We start from the raw sequence: 21,455 nt of genomic DNA, 5'->3' as shown, positions 1-21,455 counted from the left end.
ATTATCCTCGGATCGCCCAGAAGGCCAGGTTCAAGCCCGGGAATTGCCCGGCGATATGAAAGGCAAAACCACCGGAGTTGCTCAGTTGCTGCCAGTGCTCGCTGCCACGGTCCAGCTCGTAGTAGGTGGAGCCTGCGTGGTACGGGATCTGGCGCGGCGCCACCGGCAGCGGCAGCAGGCCGATGCCCGGCAGTTGCAGGTTGACCAGGTCGCGGATGTGCTCCACCGAGCCGACCTTGCTCTGCTGGCCGAAGCGCCCGCGCAGGGTTTCGCCCGGCACATCGGCGCGCACCACGAGGATGAAACTGGCGCTGTCGAGCAGGGTTTTGTCCGCCAGCATCGCCACGTGGACGCCATAGGCTTTCTCGACAATGGGGATCGGCGTGGCCTTGCTGTCGATCAGCATCGACAGGGCCTCACGCAGGGCCGCCATCACCGGCGCGAAGCTCAGGGCCAGGTCGTCGTGCTGGTACTGCGGGTATTCCTGCGGACGTCGGCCGGCGGTGGAAAAGGTCGAGAACTCCCCGGCCAGGCTCACCAGTTCGCTGAAGAAGCGCTCCGGGTGCAGCGGGCTCAATTGGCTGAAATGCTGGAGCAGCGGCTGCGCCCGGTTGACCAGTTGCAGCAGCATGAAATCGGCAATCTCCGAGGCGCCTCCCGCGCCCGAGGCGACCACGCGGCCAGCCAGGGCTTCGCCACGCTGGTGCAGCAGGCCGAGCAGTTCGCTGCGAAACGCGGTCAGCGGTTTGCTCGCGGCCACATCGAGGACTGGCGGGATGTAGCTGTCATCGAGCACGAGTGCGCGGTCGGCGCGTTTTTCCTTGATGCGCACCAGGCCGATGGCGGCGTAGTCGCTGATGCCATCCTGCGCGGTCAACAGACGCAAGGCGCGCGAACCGACGGCTACCGGCGCGCGGTTCTCGAACGGCGCGTTGTCGTCGCGCACTTCGCGCACCTGGCTCACATAGCGCGCAGCGCCCAAGTCTTCGCCGTCATCAACGGTGTCACGGGCGCCCGCACGCTTGAGCGGCAAGGCCAGGTACACCAGGCCGTCGCGCAGGGAGTCATCAATATTCAGCGGGCTTGGCGCCAGGTCATCCTGGGGGATGTTGAACGGCGTGCCGTCGGGTAACAGGCCGCGCGCCGAGACGATCGCCAGCTTGCCCTGGGCCAGCAGGCCCTGGTCGATCAGCAGCTCGGAGAACCCCCAGGCGCCCACGGACAATGGGCGGCTGCGGGCGTCGATCAGGTTTTCCAGGTAACGGTCATGCTGCTGGAAGTGCTGCGTTCCGATGAACATGCCTTCCGACCAGACCACGCGATTGTTCCAGGACATGGGGGCTCCGATTGCGTTATTGGGCAGGGCTGGATGGGGCAACCACGACGTCGGCGCGCACCGCGCGTACATCGAGGCTGATCTGGTATTCGGTGTATTGGCGCGCTGGCACGTTGATCACCGTGCGCCACTGCGCGCGGTCCAGCTCGCGATAGCCGACCAATAGCCCGATCTGGCGCGTGGACGGGTCGAGGTCGCGCTGGATGCTAATTTGCTCGCCGGGCTGCACCATGACTTCATCCTGGTCCAGCAGGTCCAGGCCGAGGGTGGATTGCGCGCGGTCAGCCAGGGCGAAGTAATCGGAGCGCGCGAAGGTGGCGGCGTTTTTCAGTTCGAAGATGCGCACCCGTACCGGGGCGGCCTGGCCGTTGGCGCCGGGGTTGAGCCCGGCAATCGCGTGAAAGTGCAGCTCGACGGCGGCAGTGTCCGCTGGCGCCTCGGTGGCGGCGTCGGGTTTGGCGGCATCCTTGGCACACGCCGTCAGCAGAAGCAGTGTGGCGACTGCGAATAAAAACCTGGGAATCATCCTGCGTCCTCAATGACGTACTTAGCTATCCGTTAATCCATGTGTTGCGGGTCAGCGACGCTGGCGTGCGCTGTGTTCCTCATAGGCTCGGCTGAATTCGCGGCCGAACAGGTCCTGGAAGTCTTCCTGGGCTTCGCGGGAAATGTTGCTGTAGAGCTCGGTGAACTGCTGCCAGTACTGGGCCTGGCGTGAGCCGTTGAAAAGACTCGAGAGCCCGCCGGGCTTGCCCATGCGCTCTTCCAGCTGCGCCGGCTCGAAACGCCCGAGCAGGTGTTTGATCGCTGCTTCCACACCGGCCATCACCGCCAACTGGTGGGCGCGCAAGTCGTCGAAACTGTCGCGCACGGCAGCATCGGGCGCCATAAACGCCTGGTTGCCATGGCGAAGCAGCAGCAGTAACGCTTCGTCGGCATTCGGTGCGAATTTCAACGGATTGTTTTCAGCGGGCTGGATCATCGTCTGCTGCATGCGGAACTCACCCTTGAGACTGGCGCGAGCGCGCAGCACATCGATCAAGCCTTCGACCATCAGCCGGTAGCTGCGGCCGATACTTTCCATCTGCGCGCAGGCATCGGCCCGGTCGAGGCGCAACTGGTCCAGGCCGGCACCGCGCAGGAAGGCCTGCAACAGATCCGGCTGTTGGCTGTCGGCCACGGGGAGCACGGGCTCGACCACGGGCGGCGGCGGGGTAATGGGCGCAGGTGGCGGTGACGGCGAAGGTGGCGGTGCGCTGACGACCGGTGCGGGCGTGTCGCCAAACAGGTCCCAGTCTTCAGGAATGACCGAACTCGGCACCACGGGTTTCTCAACGACCACAGGGGTCGGGGGGCGGAAGTCATGCTGCTCGGACGGCACGTGGTCCGGTACCGTCGCGGGCGGTACGGCAGTGGGGCTGAGGAAGTCGAACAGGTCCGGCAGCGTGTCCATCGACGACGCCCCATGGAACTGCGGCGCAATCACCGGCGTCGGCGTGGGGGTGCTCACCACGGCGCCCATCAGCGCTTCAAAACTGTTCGGTGAATCCCCGGCAAACGGCTGGCTGTCGACCGCCTGCACGTTGAAGTCGATACGCGCCTGGATCTCGTAATCGCCGATGCGGATCAACTCGCCATTTTGCAGGGGTTCGCTGTTACCCCGGCGCATCCGAATACCGGCGTTGACCAACTCCACGCCATTGGTGCTGTTATCGGTTAAATAATAACGGCCTTCTTTGTATTGAATAACGCAGTGTTGTGAAGACACCAGCCGCTCAGGGTCAGGCAACACCCAGTCATTGTCCGCGCTGCGGCCGATAGCCATCGAGCCCTGATTCATGGACTTTTCCGAGCATTGCCCAGGGGTGATCTTGTGATAACTAGTGATAGTCAAACACAGCGACATCTTGCCTCCTTGCTGATACTTCGCGCGCAGTCGATTCCCGGGCCGAGCGGTTCCCGGGAGATCCCCATCTGGTCGTGCAATCGACCGTCCACAACCTGCCGATACCAGCATGATCGCTGATCTTAACTGGGCTCCATGACAAAAATCCTGTCCGGGTACGCCGTTCGACCCACCAGTCGTGCAGGTTGTTAAGCACCGCACATCTGTCACAGAGGGCGAATAGCTTACCTTGACAAGCCCTAAGTACTACACCAAAAATGCACAACTTCTTGAATACCAGTGATGGCACATTAGTGGCATCTTGCTTATATGACCAAGAAAACATGCAAAGTTCCTCGCGCAACTAATGCATGCATTGCCCGCCATCTAACGGGCTGATAGGGAGATCAATTTCAGTGGATGTGCCGTTGCTGCTCACCGCCGTTTCCGCAACTTCGCCGTGTGGCGAAGACATGGAATATGACGCGGACTTTCTCCAACTGGAGCGTGATGCCAAGGGCCAACCCGAGCGCAGCATGGGCGATTCGATTTTGCCCGCTGAACCGCCGGAATGGCGCAGCATCCAGCAGCAAAGCCTCGACTTGTTGCAGCGCAGCAAGGACCTGCGAATCACCCATTTCCTGTTGCAAAGCTCGCTCGCCCTGCAAGGCGTGGCCGGGCTCGCAGAAGTGCTCACGCTGATCAACGCGCTGCTGCGCGAATACTGGGCCGACCTGCACCCGCGCCTGGATGCCGACGACGATAACGACCCCACGGTTCGCATCAACGCACTGTCCGGCCTGACCAGCGACGCGACCATTCGCCTGCTGCGCGAAAGCATCCTCACCCGCTCGCGCACCTTCGGCCCGGTCAGCCTGCGGGCCGCGCTGAACGCCAGCGGCCTGATGAATTTCCCCGATGAACAGCTCGGCGCGCAGCAACTCAACGCCGCGTTCCTGGACAGCGACCCCGAGCAATTACAGGCCACCCGCGATGCCCTGGGCGCCGCGCGCGCCGCTTGCGAAGCCATCGAACAACAGGTCAGCGACCAGGTCGGTTCGGCCCAGGGCGTCGACCTCAGCCTGTTGAAGCAACCGCTCAAGCAGGCCCTGCAAATCCTCAACCAATTCGTACCGAACAGCGACACCCGCAGCGAACCCGAGGCCGTCAGTGACGACAATGCCCCCTCGGTCGACTTCGCCGCAGCCCCCGCAGCACCGCGCCCCACTGGCGACATCGCCAGCCGCGATGACGTGCTGCGCAGCCTCGACAAAATCCTTGCGTACTACACCCGGCACGAGCCTTCGAGCCCGCTGCCGGTGTTGTTGAACCGGGCCAAGAATCTGGTGCACGCCGACTTCGCGGCCATCGTGCGCAACCTGATTCCCGACGGCATGTCCCAATTTGAAAACCTGCGCGGTCCGGACGGCGAGTAAGCCGCCCGAGCGTGCAGTAACAACACCGTCGCTCAAGCGACCAGGAGCAGCAACGTGGCGAAGCAAAGTTCTCAGAAATTCATCGCGCGCAACCGCGCGCCTCGAGTGCAGATCGAGTACGACGTCGAGCTCTACGGCGCCGAGAAAAAGGTCCAGCTGCCCTTCGTGATGGGCGTGATGGCCGACCTCGCCGGCAAGCCAGCCGAGCCTCTGGCGCCCGTGGCCGACCGCAAGTTCCTTGAAGTCGATGTCGACAATTTCGACTCGCGCCTCAAGGCCATGCAGCCGCGCGTGGCATTCCACGTCCCCAACGAGCTGACCGGCGAAGGCAACCTGAGCCTGGACATCACCTTCGAAAGCATGGACGACTTCAGCCCGGCGGCCGTGGCCCGCAAGGTCGATTCGCTGAACCAGCTGCTCGAAGCCCGTACCCAGCTGGCCAACCTGCTGACCTACATGGACGGCAAGACTGGCGCTGAAGAAATCATCATGAAGGCGATCAAGGACCCGGCATTGCTCCAGGCACTTGCCAGCGCACCCAAGCCTGCAGGGGACCAATAATCATGACGGACAATACCGCCCGCGAAGGCTCCCAGATCCTGGGGGCTACCGAAGAAGCCAGCGAGTTCGCGAATCTGCTGCTGCAAGAATTCAAGCCCAAGACCGAGCGTGCCCGCGAAGCCGTGGAAACCGCCGTGCGCACCCTGGCCGAGCAGGCCCTGGCGCAAACCGACCTGGTGTCCAATGACGCGATCAAGTCGATCGAATCGATCATCGCCGCCATCGACGCCAAGCTCACCGCCCAGGTCAACCAGATCATCCACCACCAGGATTTCCAGCAGCTGGAAAGCGCCTGGCGTGGCCTGCACTACCTGGTCAACAACACCGAGAGCGATGAGCAGCTCAAGATCCGCGTGCTCAACATCTCCAAGCCGGACCTGCACAAGACCCTGAAGAAATTCAAGGGCACTGCCTGGGACCAGAGCCCGATCTTCAAGAAGATGTACGAAGAAGAATACGGCCAGTTCGGCGGCGAACCGTACGGTTGCCTGGTCGGCGACTACTACTTCGACCAATCGCCACCCGACGTCGAGCTGCTGGGCGAGCTGTCGAAAGTCTGCGCCGCCATGCACTCGCCGTTCATCGCTGCAGCGTCGCCGACCGTGATGGGCATGGGCTCGTGGCAGGAACTGTCAAACCCGCGCGACCTGACCAAGATCTTCACCACCCCGGAATACGCCGGCTGGCGCTCGCTGCGTGAATCGGAAGACTCGCGCTACATCGGCCTGACCATGCCGCGCTTCCTGGCGCGCCTGCCGTATGGCGCCAAGACCGACCCGGTGGAAGCCTTCGCCTTCGAAGAAAACACCGACGGCGCCGACAGCTCCAAATACACCTGGGCCAACGCCGCCTACGCGATGGCCGTGAACATCAACCGTTCGTTCAAGCACTACGGCTGGTGCTCGCGCATCCGTGGCGTGGAGTCCGGCGGTGAAGTGGAAAACCTGCCGGCCCACACGTTCCCGACCGATGACGGTGGCGTGGACATGAAGTGCCCGACCGAAATCGCCATCAGCGACCGCCGCGAAGCGGAACTGGCGAAGAACGGTTTCATGCCGCTGCTGCACAAGAAAAACACCGACTTCGCCGCATTCATTGGCGCGCAGTCGCTGCAGAAACCGGCCGAATACGACGACCCGGACGCCACCGCCAACGCCAACCTGGCCGCACGCCTGCCGTACCTGTTCGCCACCTGCCGTTTCGCCCACTACTTGAAGTGCATCGTGCGCGACAAGATCGGCTCCTTCAAAGAGAAGGACGAGATGCAGCGCTGGTTGCAGGACTGGATCCTCAACTACGTCGACGGCGACCCGGCGCACTCCACCGAAACCACCAAGGCCCAGCACCCGTTGGCGGCAGCCGAAGTGATCGTGGAAGACGTCGAAGGCAACCCGGGGTACTACAACTCCAAGTTCTACCTGCGCCCGCACTACCAGCTCGAAGGGCTGACCGTGTCGCTGCGCCTGGTATCGAAGCTGCCTTCGGCGAAAAGCGCCTAAACATCGGATGAGCTAGCTCTTCTGTGGGAGCCGGGCTTGTGTGGGAGCGGGCTTGCTCGCGAATACGGTGGGTCAGTCGAAACATCTCAGGCTGATACACCGCTTTCGCGAGCAAGCCCGCTCCCACACAAGCGGGCTCCCACACAAACCAAATCGAGTGGCGCACGCCACACAGGGAGAAAACATGGCTGTTGATATTTTCATCAAGATCGGCGACATCAAGGGCGAGTCCATGGACAAGGCCCACAAGGACGAAATCGACGTGCTGAACTGGAGCTGGGGCATGGCCCAGTCCGGCAACATGCACGTGGGCGGTGGCGGCGGTGCGGGCAAGGTGAATATCCAGGACCTGTCGCTGACCAAGTACGTCGACAAGGCGTCGCCGAACCTGATGATGCACTGCGCCAGCGGCAAGCACATCGACAAGGTCAAGCTGACCGTGCGCAAGGCCGGTGGCGAGAGCCAGGTCGAGTACATGGTGATCAACCTGGAAGAAGTGCTGGTCACCTCGCTGAGCACCGGCGGTTCGGGCACCGATGACCGCCTGACCGAAAACGTCACCCTGAACTTCGCCCAAGTGATGGTCGACTACCAGCCGCAGAAAGCCGACGGCACCAAAGACGGCGGCGCGATCAAGTTTGGCTGGAACATCCGTTCCAACACCAAGCGCTGATAGCCCTTGTGGCCGTGGCCCGGCGCCACGGCCCAAGGCTTTGTGTTCCTCTCGCAATCCGTCCGTGGAGCTGCTTTGGTGGTAACTGAAATCGCTTCCCGCGACCGTCTGCAACCGTCCCTGCTGGACCGGTTGACCGACGACGACCCGACCAATCCCAAGGAAAGCGCCGACAAACGCGTGCTGTCCCTGACCCAATTGAAAGCCTCGGTTCTGCGCGACCTGGCGTGGCTGCTCAACACCACGTCGTTGCTGGATGCCGATGCCACCCTGCACACCCCGGCCGGTACTTCGGTGGTCAACTACGGCTTGCCGGCACTGGCGGGCAACAGTGTGTCCAGCGTCGATATCAAGGCCCTGGAAGCCCTGATCTACCAGGCCATCGCCACGTTTGAGCCGCGTATCCTGCGCCACACCTTGCGGGTCAAAGCCCGCGTCGGCCATGGCGAGATGAACCACAACGCGCTGAGTTTCGAGATCGAAGGCGACCTGTGGGCACAACCGGTGCCATTGCGCCTGCTGCTGCAAACCGACCTCGACCTGGAGTCTGGCCACGTGCGCGTGGTGAATGCCGACCAGCGGAGGCGCCCATGAACCCGCGCCTGCTGGAGCTGTACAACCAGGAACTGCACCACGTGCGCGAAAGCGCCGCCGAGTTCGCCAAGGAATACCCGAAGATCGCCAGTCGGCTGACCCTGTCCGGCATGGACTGCGCCGACCCGTACGTCGAACGCCTGCTCGAAGGCTTTGCCTACCTGACGGCCCGCGTACAGCTCAAGCTCGACGCCGAGTACCCGACCTTCACCCACAACCTGCTGGAAATCGCCTACCCGCACTACCTGGCACCGACACCGTCGATGACCGTGGTGCAATTGCAGACCGATCCCGATGAAGGCTCCCTGGCCAGTGGCTTCCCGCTGCCGCGTGACACGGTGTTGCGTGCCGCGCTGGGCCGCGAGACCCAGACCTGCTGCGAGTACCGCACCGCACACCCGGTGACGTTGTGGCCGTTGCAAGTCAGCGGCGCCGAGTACTTCGGCAACCCCGCCGCCGTGCTCGGCCGCCTGGCCGCCAGCGAGCCGAAAGCCAAGGCCGGCCTGCGCCTGACCCTGCGCACCGGCGCCGAATTGCCGTTCAACAGCCTCGACCTCGATAACCTGCCGCTGTACCTGAGCGGCGCCGACGAGCAACCGTTCCGTCTCTACGAGCAATTGCTCGGCAACGCCTGCGCGGTGTTCGCGCGCAAGCCCGGTGGCGACTGGGTCGAACGCCTGCCTCAAGGCGCGTTGCGCTCGCGGGGGTTTGACGACGCCGACGCGGCGATGCCCGTGGTCGCGCGCGCATTCCAGGGCTATCGCCTGCTGCAGGAATACTTCGCCCTGCCCCACCGTTTCCTGTTCGTCGAATTCGCCGAGCTGGGCCGCGCGGTCAAACGCTGCGACGGCCAGGAACTGGAGCTGATCGTCCTGTTCGACCGTCACGAGCCGAGCCTGGAAGGCAGTGTCGGCGCCGCGCAGTTCATGCCGTTCTGCACGCCGGCCATCAACCTGTTTCCGAAACGGGTGGACCGCATCCACTTGTCCGACCGGGTCAACGAACACCATGTGATCGCCGACCGCACCCGGCCGATGGACTTCGAGATTCATTCGTTGAGCGGCATCACCGGCCACGGCACGGGGCCGGAACAGCCGTTTTTGCCGTTCTACGCGGTACGCGATCCGTCGCGGTATGGTCGGGACCAGGCCTACTACACCGTGCGCCGCGAGCCGCGTGTGCTGTCCAGCGATCAGCGCCGCAATGGTCCGCGCTCCACGTATGTGGGCAGTGAAACCTTCGTCAGCCTGGTCGACAGCCAGCAGGCGCCGTACCGCCACGACCTGCGCCAACTTGGCGTGACCGCGCTGTGCACCAACCGCGATTTGCCGCTGTTCATGAGTGTGGGCAACGGCAAGACCGACTTCACCTTGGCCGACAGTGCCCCGGTATTGGCCGTGCGTTGCGTTGCCGGCCCGAGCCGCCCGCGCGCCAGCCACGCCCATGATGCCAAGGCCTGGCGCCTGATCAGCCAGTTGTCGCTCAACTACCTGTCGCTGAGCGAACAAGGCCAGGGCGCCGGCGCCTTGCGCGAACTGCTGCGCCTGTACGGCGACAGCAACGATGCCGCCCTGCAATTGCAGATCGAAGGCCTGCGCGAAGTCAGCAGCAAAGCGGTGACCCGACGCTTGCCGATGCCCGGCCCGATCGTGTTTGGTCGCGGCCTGGAAATTACCTTGGAATTCGATGAAAACGCGTTTCGCGGCACTGGCGTGTTCCTGCTCGGTGCAGTGCTGGAGCGCTTCCTGGCACGCTACGTGTCGATCAACAGTTTTACCGAGACGGTGATCCGTACCACCGAACGCGGCGAGATCATGCGATGGAAAGCCAAGCCCGGGCGGCGTCCGACCCTGTGAATACTCTGGATGCGATGCATCAGGAGCCCTGGGAATACGATTTTTTCCAGGCATTGCGGCGTATCGAGTGCGAATCGCCGGAGCTGCCACGCCTGGGCCATTCCCTGCGCCTGGCGGATGACCCGCTGCGCCTCGGGCAACAGGCCGACTGCACCTTCGCCCCGGCGACCCTGGCCTCGGTCGATCCGGGTGGCGACGGCAAGCCGGCGCGGCTGGAGCAGTTCTTCTTCGGCCTCGGCGGCCCCAACGGCCCGTTGCCGCTGCACATCACCGAGTACGTGCGCGAGCGTCAGCGCAACAACGCCGACAGCACCAGCAAACAGTTCCTGGATATTTTCCACCACCGCCTGCTGAGCCTGTTCTACCGGGCCTGGGCCGAGGCGCGGCCGACCGTCAGCCACGACCGTCCGGACGACGACTACTGGTCCGCACGCCTGGCGGCCTTGAGTGGCCGCGGCATGCCGAGCCTGCTCAACCAGGGCCTGATTCCGGACACCGCGAAGCTGCACTACAGCGGTCACCTGTCGGCGCAAACCCGCTACCCGGACGGTTTGAAGGCGATCCTCGGCGAGTACTTCGGCCTGCCCGTGGAGATCGAGGAATACGTCGGTCAATGGCTGGAACTGCCCGAGCGCAGCCGCGTCAGCGTGAGCGCCAATCAACTGGGCGTGGACTTTTGCCTGGGCAGCCACGTGTGGGACCGCCAGCATAAATTTCGCATCCGCCTCGGCCCGCTCAAGCTCGATGACTACATGGGCATGCTGCCCGGCAGCCAGCCGTTCAATGAGCTGGTGGCGTGGGTGGCCGAGTACCTGGGCCATGAACTGGACTGGGACCTGAACCTGGTTTTGCAACAACCCGAAGTGCCGACGCTGCAACTCAACGGCCAGTTCCGCCTGGGCTTCAACACCTGGCTCGGCAAACCTGCACAAGACGCCAACGACCTAATCCTGGCCCGGCACTACGCCGATCACGCCACCACCTCAAGGAATCCAGAGCATGGGTGAAATCAGTCGCGCCGCACTGTTCGGCAAACTCAACAGCGTGGCCTACAAGGCCATCGAAGCCGCCACCGTGTTCTGCAAACTGCGGGGCAACCCGTACGTGGAACTGGCCCACTGGTTTCACCAGTTGCTGCAGCTGCAGGACTCGGACCTGCACCGCATCATTCGCCAGTTCAACGTCGAGCCGGCACGCCTGGCCCGCGACCTGACCGAAGCCCTGGACCGCCTGCCGCGCGGCTCGACTTCGATCACTGACCTGTCATCCCACGTCGAAGAGGCCGTAGAACGCGGCTGGGTCTACGGCAGCCTGATGTTCGGCGAAAGCCAGGTGCGCACCGGTTACCTGGTGCTCGGTATTCTCAAGACCCCGAGCCTGCGCCACGCGTTGCTGGGCTTGTCTTCGGAGTTCGACAAGATCAAGGCCGAAGCCCTGAGCGAACGTTTTGACGAATACGTCGGCGACTCGCCCGAAAATGCCTTGAGCGCCAGCGACGGTTTCAATGCCGGTGCGGTACCAGGCGAAGCCAGCGGCGCGATGGCGCCGAGTGCGATGGGCAAGCAGGAAGCCCTCAAGCGCTTCACCGTCGACCTCACCGAACAGGCCCGCAGCGGCAAGCTCGACCCGATCGTGGGCCGTGACGAAGAGATCCGCCAGTTGGTGGATATCCTGATGCGTCGGCGCCAGAACAACCCGATCCTCACCGGTGAAGCCGGGGTGGGCAAGACCGCCGTGGTCGAAGGTTTCGCCCTGCGCATTGTCGCCGGCGATGTGCCGCCTGCGCTCAAAGACGTGGAACTGCGCAGCCTCGACGTGGGCCTGCTGCAAGCCGGCGCGAGCATGAAAGGCGAGTTCGAACAGCGCCTGCGCCAGGTCATCGAAGACGTCCAGGCTTCGCCCAAGCCGATCATCCTCTTCATCGACGAAGCCCACACGCTGGTAGGTGCCGGTGGCGCCGCCGGCACCGGTGACGCCGCCAACCTGCTCAAGCCTGCCCTCGCCCGTGGCACCTTGCGTACCGTGGCCGCGACGACGTGGGCCGAGTACAAAAAGCACATCGAGAAGGACCCGGCGCTGACCCGGCGTTTCCAGGTCGTGCAAGTAGCCGAGCCGTCGGAAGACAAGGCACTGCTGATGATGCGCGGCGTGGCCTCGACCATGGAAAAACACCATCAGGTGCAGATTCTCGACGAAGCCCTGGAAGCCTCGGTGAAGTTGTCGCACCGCTACATTCCTGCGCGCCAGCTGCCGGACAAATCCGTGAGTTTGCTGGACACCGCCTGCGCCCGTGTCGCCATCAGCCTGCATGCCGTGCCGGCTGAAGTCGATGACAGCCGCCGCCGCATCGAAGCGCTGGAAACCGAGTTGCAGATCATCGCCCGCGAACACGCGATCGGCATCGCCATCGGTACACGCCAGGCCAACAGCGAAGCCTTGCTGAGTGCCGAGCGTGAACGCCTGGCCACCTTGGAAAGCCGCTGGGCCGAAGAGAAAACCTTGGTCGACGAACTGCTGGCGACCCGCGCAACCTTGCGTGAAAAAGCCGGCGTGGTGGACAGCGGCAACGATGAGCTGCGCGCCCAATTGGTCGACCTGCAACAGCGCCTCACAGCCCTGCAAGGCGAAACCCCGTTGATCCTGCCGACCGTGGATTACCAGGCCGTGGCCTCGGTGGTCGCCGACTGGACCGGCATCCCGGTGGGCCGTATGGCGCGCAATGAGCTGGAGACCGTGCTCAACCTCGACCAGCACCTGAAGAAGCGCATCATCGGCCAGGACCACGCGTTGCAGATGATCGCCAAGCGCATCCAGACCTCCCGCGCCGGCCTCGACAACCCGAGCAAGCCGATTGGCGTGTTCATGCTCGCCGGCACGTCGGGCGTGGGCAAGACCGAAACCGCCCTGGCCCTGGCCGAAGCCATGTACGGCGGCGAGCAGAACGTGATCACCATCAACATGAGCGAGTTCCAGGAAGCCCACACGGTGTCGACCCTCAAGGGTGCGCCACCGGGCTACATCGGCTACGGCGAAGGCGGCGTGCTGACCGAAGCAGTGCGGCGCAAACCCTACAGCGTGGTGCTGCTGGACGAGGTGGAAAAAGCCCACCCGGACGTGCACGAGATCTTCTTCCAGGTGTTCGACAAGGGCGTGATGGAAGACGGCGAAGGCCGGGTGATCGACTTCAAGAACACCCTGATCCTGCTGACCACCAACGCCGGCACCGAGCTGATTTCGCATGTCTGCAAAGACCCTGCGAACACGCCCGAGCCGGAAGAAATCGCCAAGGCCCTGCGCCAGCCGTTGCTGGAGATTTTCCCGCCGGCGCTGCTCGGCCGCCTGGTGACCATTCCTTACTACCCGCTGAGCGACACGATGCTCAAGGCGATCACTCGCCTGCAACTGGACCGCATCAAGAAGCGCGTGGAGAGCACCCACAAGGTCGCCTTCGACTACGACGACGCGGTGGTCGACCTGATCGTCTCGCGCTGCACCGAAACCGAAAGCGGCGGGCGCATGATCGACACCATTCTGACCAACAGCCTGCTGCCGGACATGAGCCGTGAATTCCTCACGCGCATGCTCGAAGGCAAGGCGCTGGCGGGCGTGGGTATCAGCACGCGGGATAACGAATTGCACTACGACTTCAACGATTGACCTGACGGAATGCGATAAAAACTGTGGGAGTTGCCTTGTGTGGGAGCTGGCTTGCCTGCTCCCACACAAGGCAACTCCCACATTGGATTCGGTTTCTTCAGTTATTAAGTCATTTACGGGTTAACCGATGCTATTCAACCAAGCCACACGCCTGGCCAAGATCACCAGCCCCCTCGGGCCGGATGTGCTGCTGCTCAATGAAATGGGCGGCGGTGAAGAGCTGGGCCGGTTGTTCAACTACGAGCTGCAACTGACCTCGCTGGACGCCAACATCGACCTCAACCAGTTGCTGGGCAAGCCGATGAGCGTCGGCCTGCAGTTGGCGGACGGTGGCGAGCGACACTTTCACGGCATCGTCGCGCGCTGCAGCCAGAATATCGACCAGGGCCAGTTCGCCAGCTACCAGGTGACGTTGCGCCCATGGCTGTGGCTGCTGAGCCGCACTTCGGACTGCCGGATTTTCCAGAACCTGAGCATCCCGCAGATCATCAAGCAGGTGTTTCGCGACCTGGGTTTTTCCGACTTCGAGGACGCCCTGAGCCGGCCGTACCGCGAGTGGGAATACTGCGTGCAGTACCGCGAGACCAGTTTCGATTTCGTCAGCCGCCTGATGGAACAGGAAGGCATCTACTACTTCTTCCGTCACGAACAGGACCGCCACGTGCTGGTGCTGGCCGACGCCTATGGCGCCCACGCCACAGTGCCCGGCTACGCGTCGATCCCGTACTACCCCAAGGACGAGCAGCAGCGCGAACGCGACCATATGCACAACTGGCACCTGGCGCAGGAAGTACAACCGGGCTCGCTGGAGCTCAACGACTACGACTTCCAGCGCCCCAGCGCCAGCATCGACGTGCGCTCGGCAATGCCGCGCCCGCACACCGCCGGCGACTACCCGTTGTATGACTATCCCGGCACCTACGTGCAAAGCGCAGACGGCGAACACTACGCCCGCACCCGGATCGAAGCCTTGCAAACCCTGCATGAACAGATCGAGTTCAGCGGCAATGCCCGCGGCCTGGGTTCGGGTCACCTGTTCAGCCTTACCGGCTTCAGCCGCCAGGACCAGAACCGCGAATACCTGATCGTCGGCTGCCGTTACTACATCGTCCAGGAAAGCCTGGAAAGCGGCGGCGGCTCGGGGTCTGCACAGTTCGAAAGCAGCCTGACCTGCATCGACGCGCAACAAAGCTTCCGGCCACTGGCCAACACCCACCGCCCAATCGTCAAGGGCCCGCAAACCGCGCTGGTGGTCGGCCCCAAAGGCGAAGAAATCTGGACCGACCAGTACGGCCGCGTGAAGGTGCATTTCTACTGGGACCGCCACGACCAATCCAACGAAAACAGCTCGTGCTGGATTCGCGTGTCGCAATCCTGGGCCGGCAAGAATTGGGGCTCGATGCAGATCCCAAGGATCGGCCAGGAAGTGATTGTGAGCTTTCTGGAAGGTGACCCGGACCGGCCGATCATTACCGGACGCGTCTACAACGCCGAGCAGACGGTGCCCTACGACCTGCCGGAAAACGCGACCCAGAGCGGCATGAAAAGCCGCTCGAGCAAGGGCGGCACGCCGGCCAACTTCAATGAAATCCGTATGGAGGACAAGAAGGGCTTGGAGCAGCTGTACATCCATGCCGAGCGTAATCAGGACATCGTGGTGGAGGTGGATGAAAGCCACTCGGTGGGGCATGACCGTAACAAAAGTATTGGCCACAACGAGACGGTGACGATTGGCAATAACCGCCTGCGCATCGTCAAGCAGCAAGACATCCTCTCGGTAGGCCAGAGAAAGACCGACAGCATCAGCCAGAGCTACGTGATTGAAGTGGGCGAAAACCTGCGCCTGGTCTGCGGTGAAAGCATCCTGGAGCTGAACGCGAGCGGGCAGATCAACCTCACCGGCGTGCAAATCAGCTTCTACGCCAGCGGTGATGCCGAATTCAACACCGGCGGCGTGCTGCACCTGAACAACGGCGGCGGCCCCGGCGCCACACCCGATGGCCAAGGCCAGAAAAGCGCCATCGACGCCAACATCAAAGCCGCGTTCCCCGCGCCTAAAAGCTCCTGACGAGACCTGTTTTCATGACGTATCGGATTAACGAATTCCAGTTTCAACTGCCCGCCAGCGAGCTGCAGGACGCGACCATCAATATCCTCAAGTTTCCGGAGTTGGGGACATCCCTGATCGTCAGCCGCAGCCTGCTCGCCGAGGGTGAAACCCTGCACAGCAACTTCAATGACCAACTCCAGCGCCTGGAAAAACAGGTGCAGGATCTGCGCTACCAACCGGGGGTCGATGTGCGTCTGGGCGCCGCCCAAGAGGTGCAAGGCATCGAGCTGCGCAGCCAGTTCAACAAGGGCAATGACAAGGTTTTCCAGTATCAGCTGGCATTGGTGATACCGGGCACGCGCAAGATGCTCGCCTTGAGTTATGTGAAGGCAGACACGCTTGGGGATGCCGAGGCGGCGCACTGGGCATTGATCAAAAACTCGCTGTCGTTCGACGCTGTTTCCTGATGAGTTGCCTGCATGTCTGACGCGTTATGGGCGGCCCGGATGGGCGATGCACTGACCCACACCTCGATGATGGCGGATATCCTCGGTGGGGTGCTGGAGGTGGCGGCCAACGTGGCGATCACGGCACTGGCGACTGCGGCGGTGGCGGCGGCGATTGGCGTCACCGTCGCCACTGCAGGTATCGGTGGCTGCATCCTCGGTGCAGTGGTGGGCATCGTGGTCGGTATGGCCATGAGCAAGACAGGGGCCGACAAGGGCCTCAGTAAGATGTGCGAGAGTTTCGCCAACGCGCTGTTCCCGCCCGTGGTGGAAGCCACGATTGCGGTGGGTTCGACCGACACTTTCGTCAACAGCATTCCGGCTGCGCGTGCTGCAGGGTCGATCCCCTCGCACGTGGCTCCCGCAGGCACGGAGCTTGAGCAGGCACCGCCTGAGCCCGACCCCGAGCCACAACCCGAGCCTGGCTTCCTTGACATGGCCGAGGGTTTCTTCTCCCAGCTATGGCGGCCCACCGTCGCCACGCCTGCACCGGGCGTGGTACCGGCGCTTACCGACATGGTCCTGTGTGCCCGCCACCCACCGATGCCGCCGCAGCTCCTGGCCGAGGGTTCGGACAAGGTCACCATCAATGGGCAACCCGCCGTGCGCAGCGGTGATCGCAGCATGTGCGAGGCGACTGTGGTGTCGTCGGGGCTGATCTCGCCGAATGTCACGATTGGCGGCGGCACGGTGGTGGTGCAGGAGATCCGCAGCGGGAAAACCCCAGGAGTGGGGTTGGCAATTGAAGCATTGATGATGCTTAAAGGAGCCAAGGGCAAGACGCTGAGTAATTTGCCGTGCATGTTGCTCGGCGGGGTGGGTTCATACGCGGTGAGCCAGGCCATCGGGGCGATGACGAATGCAACGATGGGCTCTATGAACCCGGTGCATGCAGCGACGGGCGCCAAGGTATTGGGCGGGGATACCGAACTGGATTTTGCCTTGCCCGGTGTTTTGCCTATTGAGTGGCGCAGATTTTATAACAGCCGTGACGAGCGCCAAAACGGGATATTTGGCGCAGGTTGGAGTGCCCCCTACGAAATTTCCGTCGAGATTTGCGCGCATCCGGAGGGTGGCGAAGAGCTGATTTATACCGACGAACAGGGCCGGCGGATAAACCTGGGCTCGATGGCGCTGGGCAGCGCGATGTTCAGTCCTGGCGAAGGACTTAACATTCGTCGTCACCGTAACGGGCAGTTGTTGATCGAGAGCGATGAAGGGCTGTATCGCCTGTTTGACGCGACACCCGGGGCGATGTCGTTGATGCGCTTGAGCCAACTGGGCGACCGCAACGACAACCGTATTTATCTAGACTATGACAACGCCGGGCGCTTGGTCGGGTTGCACGATACCTTCAGCCTGGTACAGGTCGAGTTGATTCGCGAGCAAGGTCGCGTCTGCCGCATTCAACGCGTTTATGCCGATCAGTCGCGGGAAGTGCTTGTCAGTTATGAATATGACTCGGCCGGCGACCTGGCAATCGTGCGTGATGCTGCCGGCCAGATTCAACGGCGCTTCACCTACGACGTATCGCGAAGAATGGTCGAGCATCAACTGCCGACCGGGCTACGTTGCTTCTACGAATGGGCGCTGATAGAGGGTATTGAATGGCGTGTTGTGCGGCACTGGACAGATGGAGGCGACGAGTACCGTTTCCACTATGACCTGCAGGCGGGCGTCACGCGCGTCATCGATGGCTTGCAGCGTGTCAGCACAAGGATCTGGAACCGTCAGCACCAGATTACTGCTTACACCGACAACCTTGGCCAAACGTGGTTATTTGATTGGAACGACGAGCGTCAGTGGCTCAGTGCAACTGACCCGCAAGGTGGTGTCTACTCGTTCAGCTACGACGAATCAGGCAACTTGATGGGTGTGCTGGACCCACTGGGGCGTACGGATTCAGCCCTATGGCTGGGCCATTGGGCACTGCCGCTGGCGGAGACAGATGCAGCCGGAAACAGCTGGAAATATAACTATGATTCACGCGGCAACTGCATTCGCGAAATCGACCCGCTCGGCCATGTCACTCAATACCGTTATGACACCCACGGCCTGGTTACAGAGATCATCGACGCAACAGGAAAATCCAAGAAACTTCGTTGGAACCCGTTCGGGCAACTGATTGAACATATCGACTGTTCCGGCTCCCCCACTCGGTTTGACTATAACCACCAGGGCCTCTTGCTAGTCATTACCAACGCCCTAGGCGAGCGTACACGGTTCAGCTACGACGCTCAGGGTCACCTGATATCTAGCCAGTCACCCGATGCTAGCGTGGAACAATTTCATCGGGACGCCAGCGGACAGCTCATGAGCTACACCGATGCTTCCGGCCACACAACGTGCTACCAATACAACAGCCGAGGCCAGGTTCGCTTACGAACCGATGCTCATGGCCGAAAAGTCAATTTTACCTACGACTCGTATGGCCGATTGCTCGCCCTGACCAACGAAAACGGCGAGAGTTATCGATTTGCCTGGGACGATGGCGATCGGATGACATCACAACAGGGACTGGATGGGGGGGCCAAACGCTATACCTACGACACCCTGGATAATATGACGGCCCTGGAGTTTGTCCCGGCGCCTCACGGCAACGGGATGGCTATCGTACCGTCTACCCCTCACGAATCTCAGTTCCACTATTTTGAACGTGATGCCGTAGGTCGCCTGGTTGTAAAAATCACCGATGATGGTCGGACGGAGTATCAATACGACCCGCTTGACCAACCGATAGCCGTGGTCTTCACACACAAAGACGGCACACAGCAAAAGCTGGGGTTGACTTACGACGCCTTGGGCCAATTGACCCAAGAAGACAGTTCGGCTGGCAGCCTGCAACATTTTTACGACGAGCTTGGCAACGTCACACAGACTCTATTGCCCGACGGTCGTTGGATAAACCGGCTTTACTATGGCAGTGGTCATCTCCATCAACTGAATGTCGATGGCATGGTCATCAGCGACTTCGAACGAGATCGTCTGCATCGCGAGGTTTTGCGCACGCAAGGGCAGATGACCTCCCGCACGGAATATGATCGTAACGGTCGCCTACGCAGTCGTCTGAGCCGGCGCAATAATCAATCATCCCTGCTACCGCCTGCCGACCAGAAAATTTTCGAGTATGACCCCAGCGATAATCTGGTCGGCAAACTTGACCAGCGCCCCGAGGGCCAGCACCGGCAACTGCTGCACTACGACGCCACACGCCGCATCATCGCCTGCCAGGGCAGCGCTCAAGGGCAAAGCGAGGTGTTCGCTTATGACGCCGCTGCAAATTTGCTGGAGGGGCCACAACAAGGCGGTTTGGTTGTGCACAACCAACTGCTGGTCCATCAGGACAAGCGCTATCGCTATGACAGCTTTGGCCGAATGGTTGAAAAGCGCAGTGCCCGCTACGGAGTTCAGCACTTTCGCTATGACGCGGAACATCGACTGGTCGAGGTCAGGTGCCAGGATTCTACCAATCACACAGTGGTTCGGATGGTTTACGACCCACTGGGAAGACGGATTGAAAAAACTCAGGAAAATAGCGCCGGCTATCCACTGAACACCGTCAGGTTCACTTGGGATGGGCCGCAGCTGATACAGGAGCACAGCAATAATCAAACCAGCCTGTACCTGTATTCGGATGGCGGCTATGAGCCATTGGCCCGTATCGACGGTATTGGCTTTCAGCAACACGTTCGCTATTACCACACCGACGTCAACGGAATGCCTGAACAACTCACAGACAGCGCCGGCGCACTTGTCTGGCGCGCGAGCTATCGGGTTTGGGGCAATACGCTCGAAGAGGTTCGCGAACCGTTCTATATCGAAGAACAGAATCTGCGATTCCAGGGGCAGTATCTGGATCGCGAAACGGGACTGCACTACAACACATTCCGCTTTTACGATCCGGACATCGGCCGCTTTATCAGTCCAGACCCCATTGGTTTGGCAGGCGGGATCAACCTATATCAGTACGCGCCTAACCCACAGGGCTACATCGACCCTCTGGGCTTGGCAAAAACCTCTACCGCAAAGCTCCGTAGGATCTGGAAAGATTACACGGGCGAAGCGTCTTCCAACCAGATTCACCATGGTCTACCGGAAGAAATGAAAGACACTTTCATGGCGCTCGGCGATCTGGACGTCAATAACGGTGAATTCTTCTATGATCTGCCTGCCAAGAATCACATTCTGAAGCCGGATGGCGTACATACAAACTCCAGCCCATTGGGCCAGGAATGGAACGCTCATTGGAAAAAATGGATCGGCAGGAATAACAAGCGACTAACGTCTATGGGCAAGACAAGAGCGGCTAAATCAATTACCCGACATTTGAGAAGTATTGCGAAAAAAGCGCGTATTTCTCAGTTCCAATCTAAATGTGGAAAATAGCCAAATGCCGATTAAATGCAGGTCCTTGAAAGCCATCGTCGATGAGCACGCCCAGGTAAGTACATCGCCACTGGACCTTCCTGGCTATGCCACTACCACGCTTGGGAAATTGCCAGGCATCGAATTGGCCAGTGACTTCATCGTCTGTGATCCTGATACCCAACAGGCGTATAACGATTTCCTGCACACCGAATGCCCTGCAGCGAGCCCTCTATGGACAGTGTTTGCCGCCAGTGGGCAAGGTGATTTCTGGTTGCTGGGAAGAACTGAGAACCAGGTTGGCTACTACGAACACAATGACGAAAACCTGTCGCTGAAAACTATAAAGAACATGGGTATTTCCATCGAGGATTGGATCATGTTGGCCGACATCATTCGTCAACTAGAAGCCAAAATGGAAATAGCAGACCCCTCACCCAAGGACGAAAGAGAAACCGTTCAGGCACTGTCGTCGCTGGGCATCGACCTGTACAAACTTCCATTTTCTTATTTTTGAGCTCCGCCCCACAAAAAATGGGCACCCGACCCAGTCGGCGTGCCCATCTTCTTTACCGCCCCGCCTCCCTACGAGACGGTATCGCTATTACGGGTTGACGCTGTCTTTGAGCGACTTGCCCGGCTTGAACGCAACGGTGTTGCTCGCCTTGATCTTCACCGGCTCACCGGTTTGCGGGTTCTTGCCGGTGCGGGCGCCGCGGTGGCGTTGCAGGAAGGTGCCGAAGCCAACCAGGGTGACGCTGTCCTTGCGATGCAGCGCGCCGGTGATTTCTTCGAGTACGGCGTTGAGTACGCGGTTGGCCTGTTCTTTGGTCAGGTCTGCTTTTTCTGCAATAGCGGCTGCGAGTTCTGGTTTACGCATAAGTGAAGCCTCTTTGACGGTTTTTTGTTGTTATGTCCGTGCTGCTCTCTTCTGGAGCAGCGCCCAAGGCGCCGCAGGCTCTACTCTGCGGCAGACGGGAGTGAGGATGGCATGCCCTCGCACGCTCCGCCAGTCTCGCCGCGACCTTTCTGGGCAC

At 61.3% G+C, this 21,455-nt stretch carries 16 protein-coding genes; 12 read left to right on the top strand and 4 right to left on the bottom strand.

Translation table 11 applies throughout. The annotated features are described in order from the left end of the window. Window position 1: 1 nt before the first annotated feature. From tssK to tagH, 3 genes are read right to left on the bottom strand one after another with little or no spacing between them, the layout of a single operon-like run. Window positions 2-1,336 carry a type VI secretion system baseplate subunit TssK gene (gene tssK, locus C9990_RS00460; RefSeq protein WP_106802281.1) on the bottom strand — a complete coding sequence of 445 codons (1,335 nt, stop codon included), beginning with the start codon at window positions 1,334-1,336 and terminating at the stop codon, window positions 2-4. Between the two features lie 16 nt (window positions 1,337-1,352). Further along, a complete protein-coding gene (tssJ, locus tag C9990_RS00455) occupies window positions 1,353-1,862 on the bottom strand; it encodes a type VI secretion system lipoprotein TssJ (RefSeq protein WP_065902524.1) in 510 nt (169 codons plus the stop codon). A gap of 51 nt (window positions 1,863-1,913) precedes the next feature. Beyond that, window positions 1,914-3,242 (bottom strand): type VI secretion system-associated FHA domain protein TagH, encoded by a 1,329-nt coding sequence (gene tagH, locus C9990_RS00450; protein ID WP_065902525.1) that lies wholly within the window; start codon window positions 3,240-3,242, stop codon window positions 1,914-1,916. Window positions 3,243-3,637: 395 nt separating this feature from the next. On the opposite strand from tagH, the gene tssA reads away from it, so the two are divergent. The 12 genes from tssA (at window position 3,638) to C9990_RS00390 (ending at window position 20,935) form a co-directional block, all read left to right on the top strand. After that, window positions 3,638-4,657 (top strand): type VI secretion system protein TssA, encoded by a 1,020-nt coding sequence (gene tssA / locus C9990_RS00445; protein WP_106802280.1) that lies wholly within the window; start codon window positions 3,638-3,640, stop codon window positions 4,655-4,657. 54 nt (window positions 4,658-4,711) lie between these two features. Then, the gene (gene tssB, locus C9990_RS00440) at window positions 4,712-5,218 is read left to right on the top strand and encodes a type VI secretion system contractile sheath small subunit (RefSeq protein WP_010207547.1); all 507 of its coding nucleotides are present in this window, start codon (window positions 4,712-4,714) and stop codon (window positions 5,216-5,218) included. 2 nt (window positions 5,219-5,220) lie between these two features. Beyond that, entirely contained in the window at window positions 5,221-6,717 is a 1,497-nt protein-coding gene (tssC, locus tag C9990_RS00435; protein ID WP_032884437.1) for a type VI secretion system contractile sheath large subunit, read from the top strand. A 184-nt stretch (window positions 6,718-6,901) separates the two neighbouring features. Continuing rightward, a complete protein-coding gene (locus C9990_RS00430) occupies window positions 6,902-7,390 on the top strand; it encodes a type VI secretion system tube protein Hcp (protein WP_005792512.1) in 489 nt (162 codons plus the stop codon). Between the two features lie 78 nt (window positions 7,391-7,468). Then, entirely contained in the window at window positions 7,469-7,984 is a 516-nt protein-coding gene (gene tssE / locus C9990_RS00425; protein WP_005792513.1) for a type VI secretion system baseplate subunit TssE, read from the top strand. Next, complete coding sequence (gene tssF / locus C9990_RS00420) at window positions 7,981-9,840, top strand: type VI secretion system baseplate subunit TssF (protein WP_106802279.1); 1,860 nt, start codon at window positions 7,981-7,983, stop codon at window positions 9,838-9,840. Before tssE ends, tssF begins: the two co-directional genes overlap by 4 nt. After that, complete coding sequence (gene tssG / locus C9990_RS00415) at window positions 9,804-10,847, top strand: type VI secretion system baseplate subunit TssG (RefSeq protein WP_065902535.1); 1,044 nt, start codon at window positions 9,804-9,806, stop codon at window positions 10,845-10,847. The genes tssF and tssG overlap by 37 nt, the downstream gene beginning before the upstream one ends. Then, window positions 10,840-13,497, top strand: a complete 2,658-nt coding sequence (gene tssH / locus C9990_RS00410) for a type VI secretion system ATPase TssH (protein WP_106802278.1) — start codon at window positions 10,840-10,842, stop codon at window positions 13,495-13,497. Before tssG ends, tssH begins: the two co-directional genes overlap by 8 nt. 127 nt (window positions 13,498-13,624) lie before the next feature. Further along, entirely contained in the window at window positions 13,625-15,565 is a 1,941-nt protein-coding gene (locus C9990_RS00405) for a type VI secretion system Vgr family protein (RefSeq protein WP_065902539.1), read from the top strand. Between the two features lie 14 nt (window positions 15,566-15,579). After that, the gene (locus C9990_RS00400) at window positions 15,580-16,014 is read left to right on the top strand and encodes a DcrB-related protein (protein WP_065902540.1); all 435 of its coding nucleotides are present in this window, start codon (window positions 15,580-15,582) and stop codon (window positions 16,012-16,014) included. A gap of 12 nt (window positions 16,015-16,026) precedes the next feature. Further along, window positions 16,027-20,439 (top strand): RHS repeat-associated core domain-containing protein, encoded by a 4,413-nt coding sequence (locus C9990_RS00395; protein WP_106802277.1) that lies wholly within the window; start codon window positions 16,027-16,029, stop codon window positions 20,437-20,439. A 25-nt stretch (window positions 20,440-20,464) separates the two neighbouring features. Continuing rightward, window positions 20,465-20,935, top strand: coding sequence for a hypothetical protein (locus C9990_RS00390; RefSeq protein WP_256595047.1), 471 nt, complete (start codon window positions 20,465-20,467; stop codon window positions 20,933-20,935). Between the two features lie 87 nt (window positions 20,936-21,022). Here C9990_RS00390 and C9990_RS00385 read toward each other — a convergent pair whose 3' ends face one another. Then, window positions 21,023-21,298, bottom strand: coding sequence for an HU family DNA-binding protein (locus C9990_RS00385; RefSeq protein ID WP_003213368.1), 276 nt, complete (start codon window positions 21,296-21,298; stop codon window positions 21,023-21,025). Window positions 21,299-21,455: the final 157 nt, after the last annotated feature.

Source organism: Pseudomonas sp. S5D5 (assembly GCF_003013355.1).
Classification (GTDB): Bacteria; Pseudomonadota; Gammaproteobacteria; order Pseudomonadales; family Pseudomonadaceae; genus Aquipseudomonas; species Aquipseudomonas aylmerensis.
This window is presented reverse-complemented; position numbering and strand designations above follow the sequence as displayed.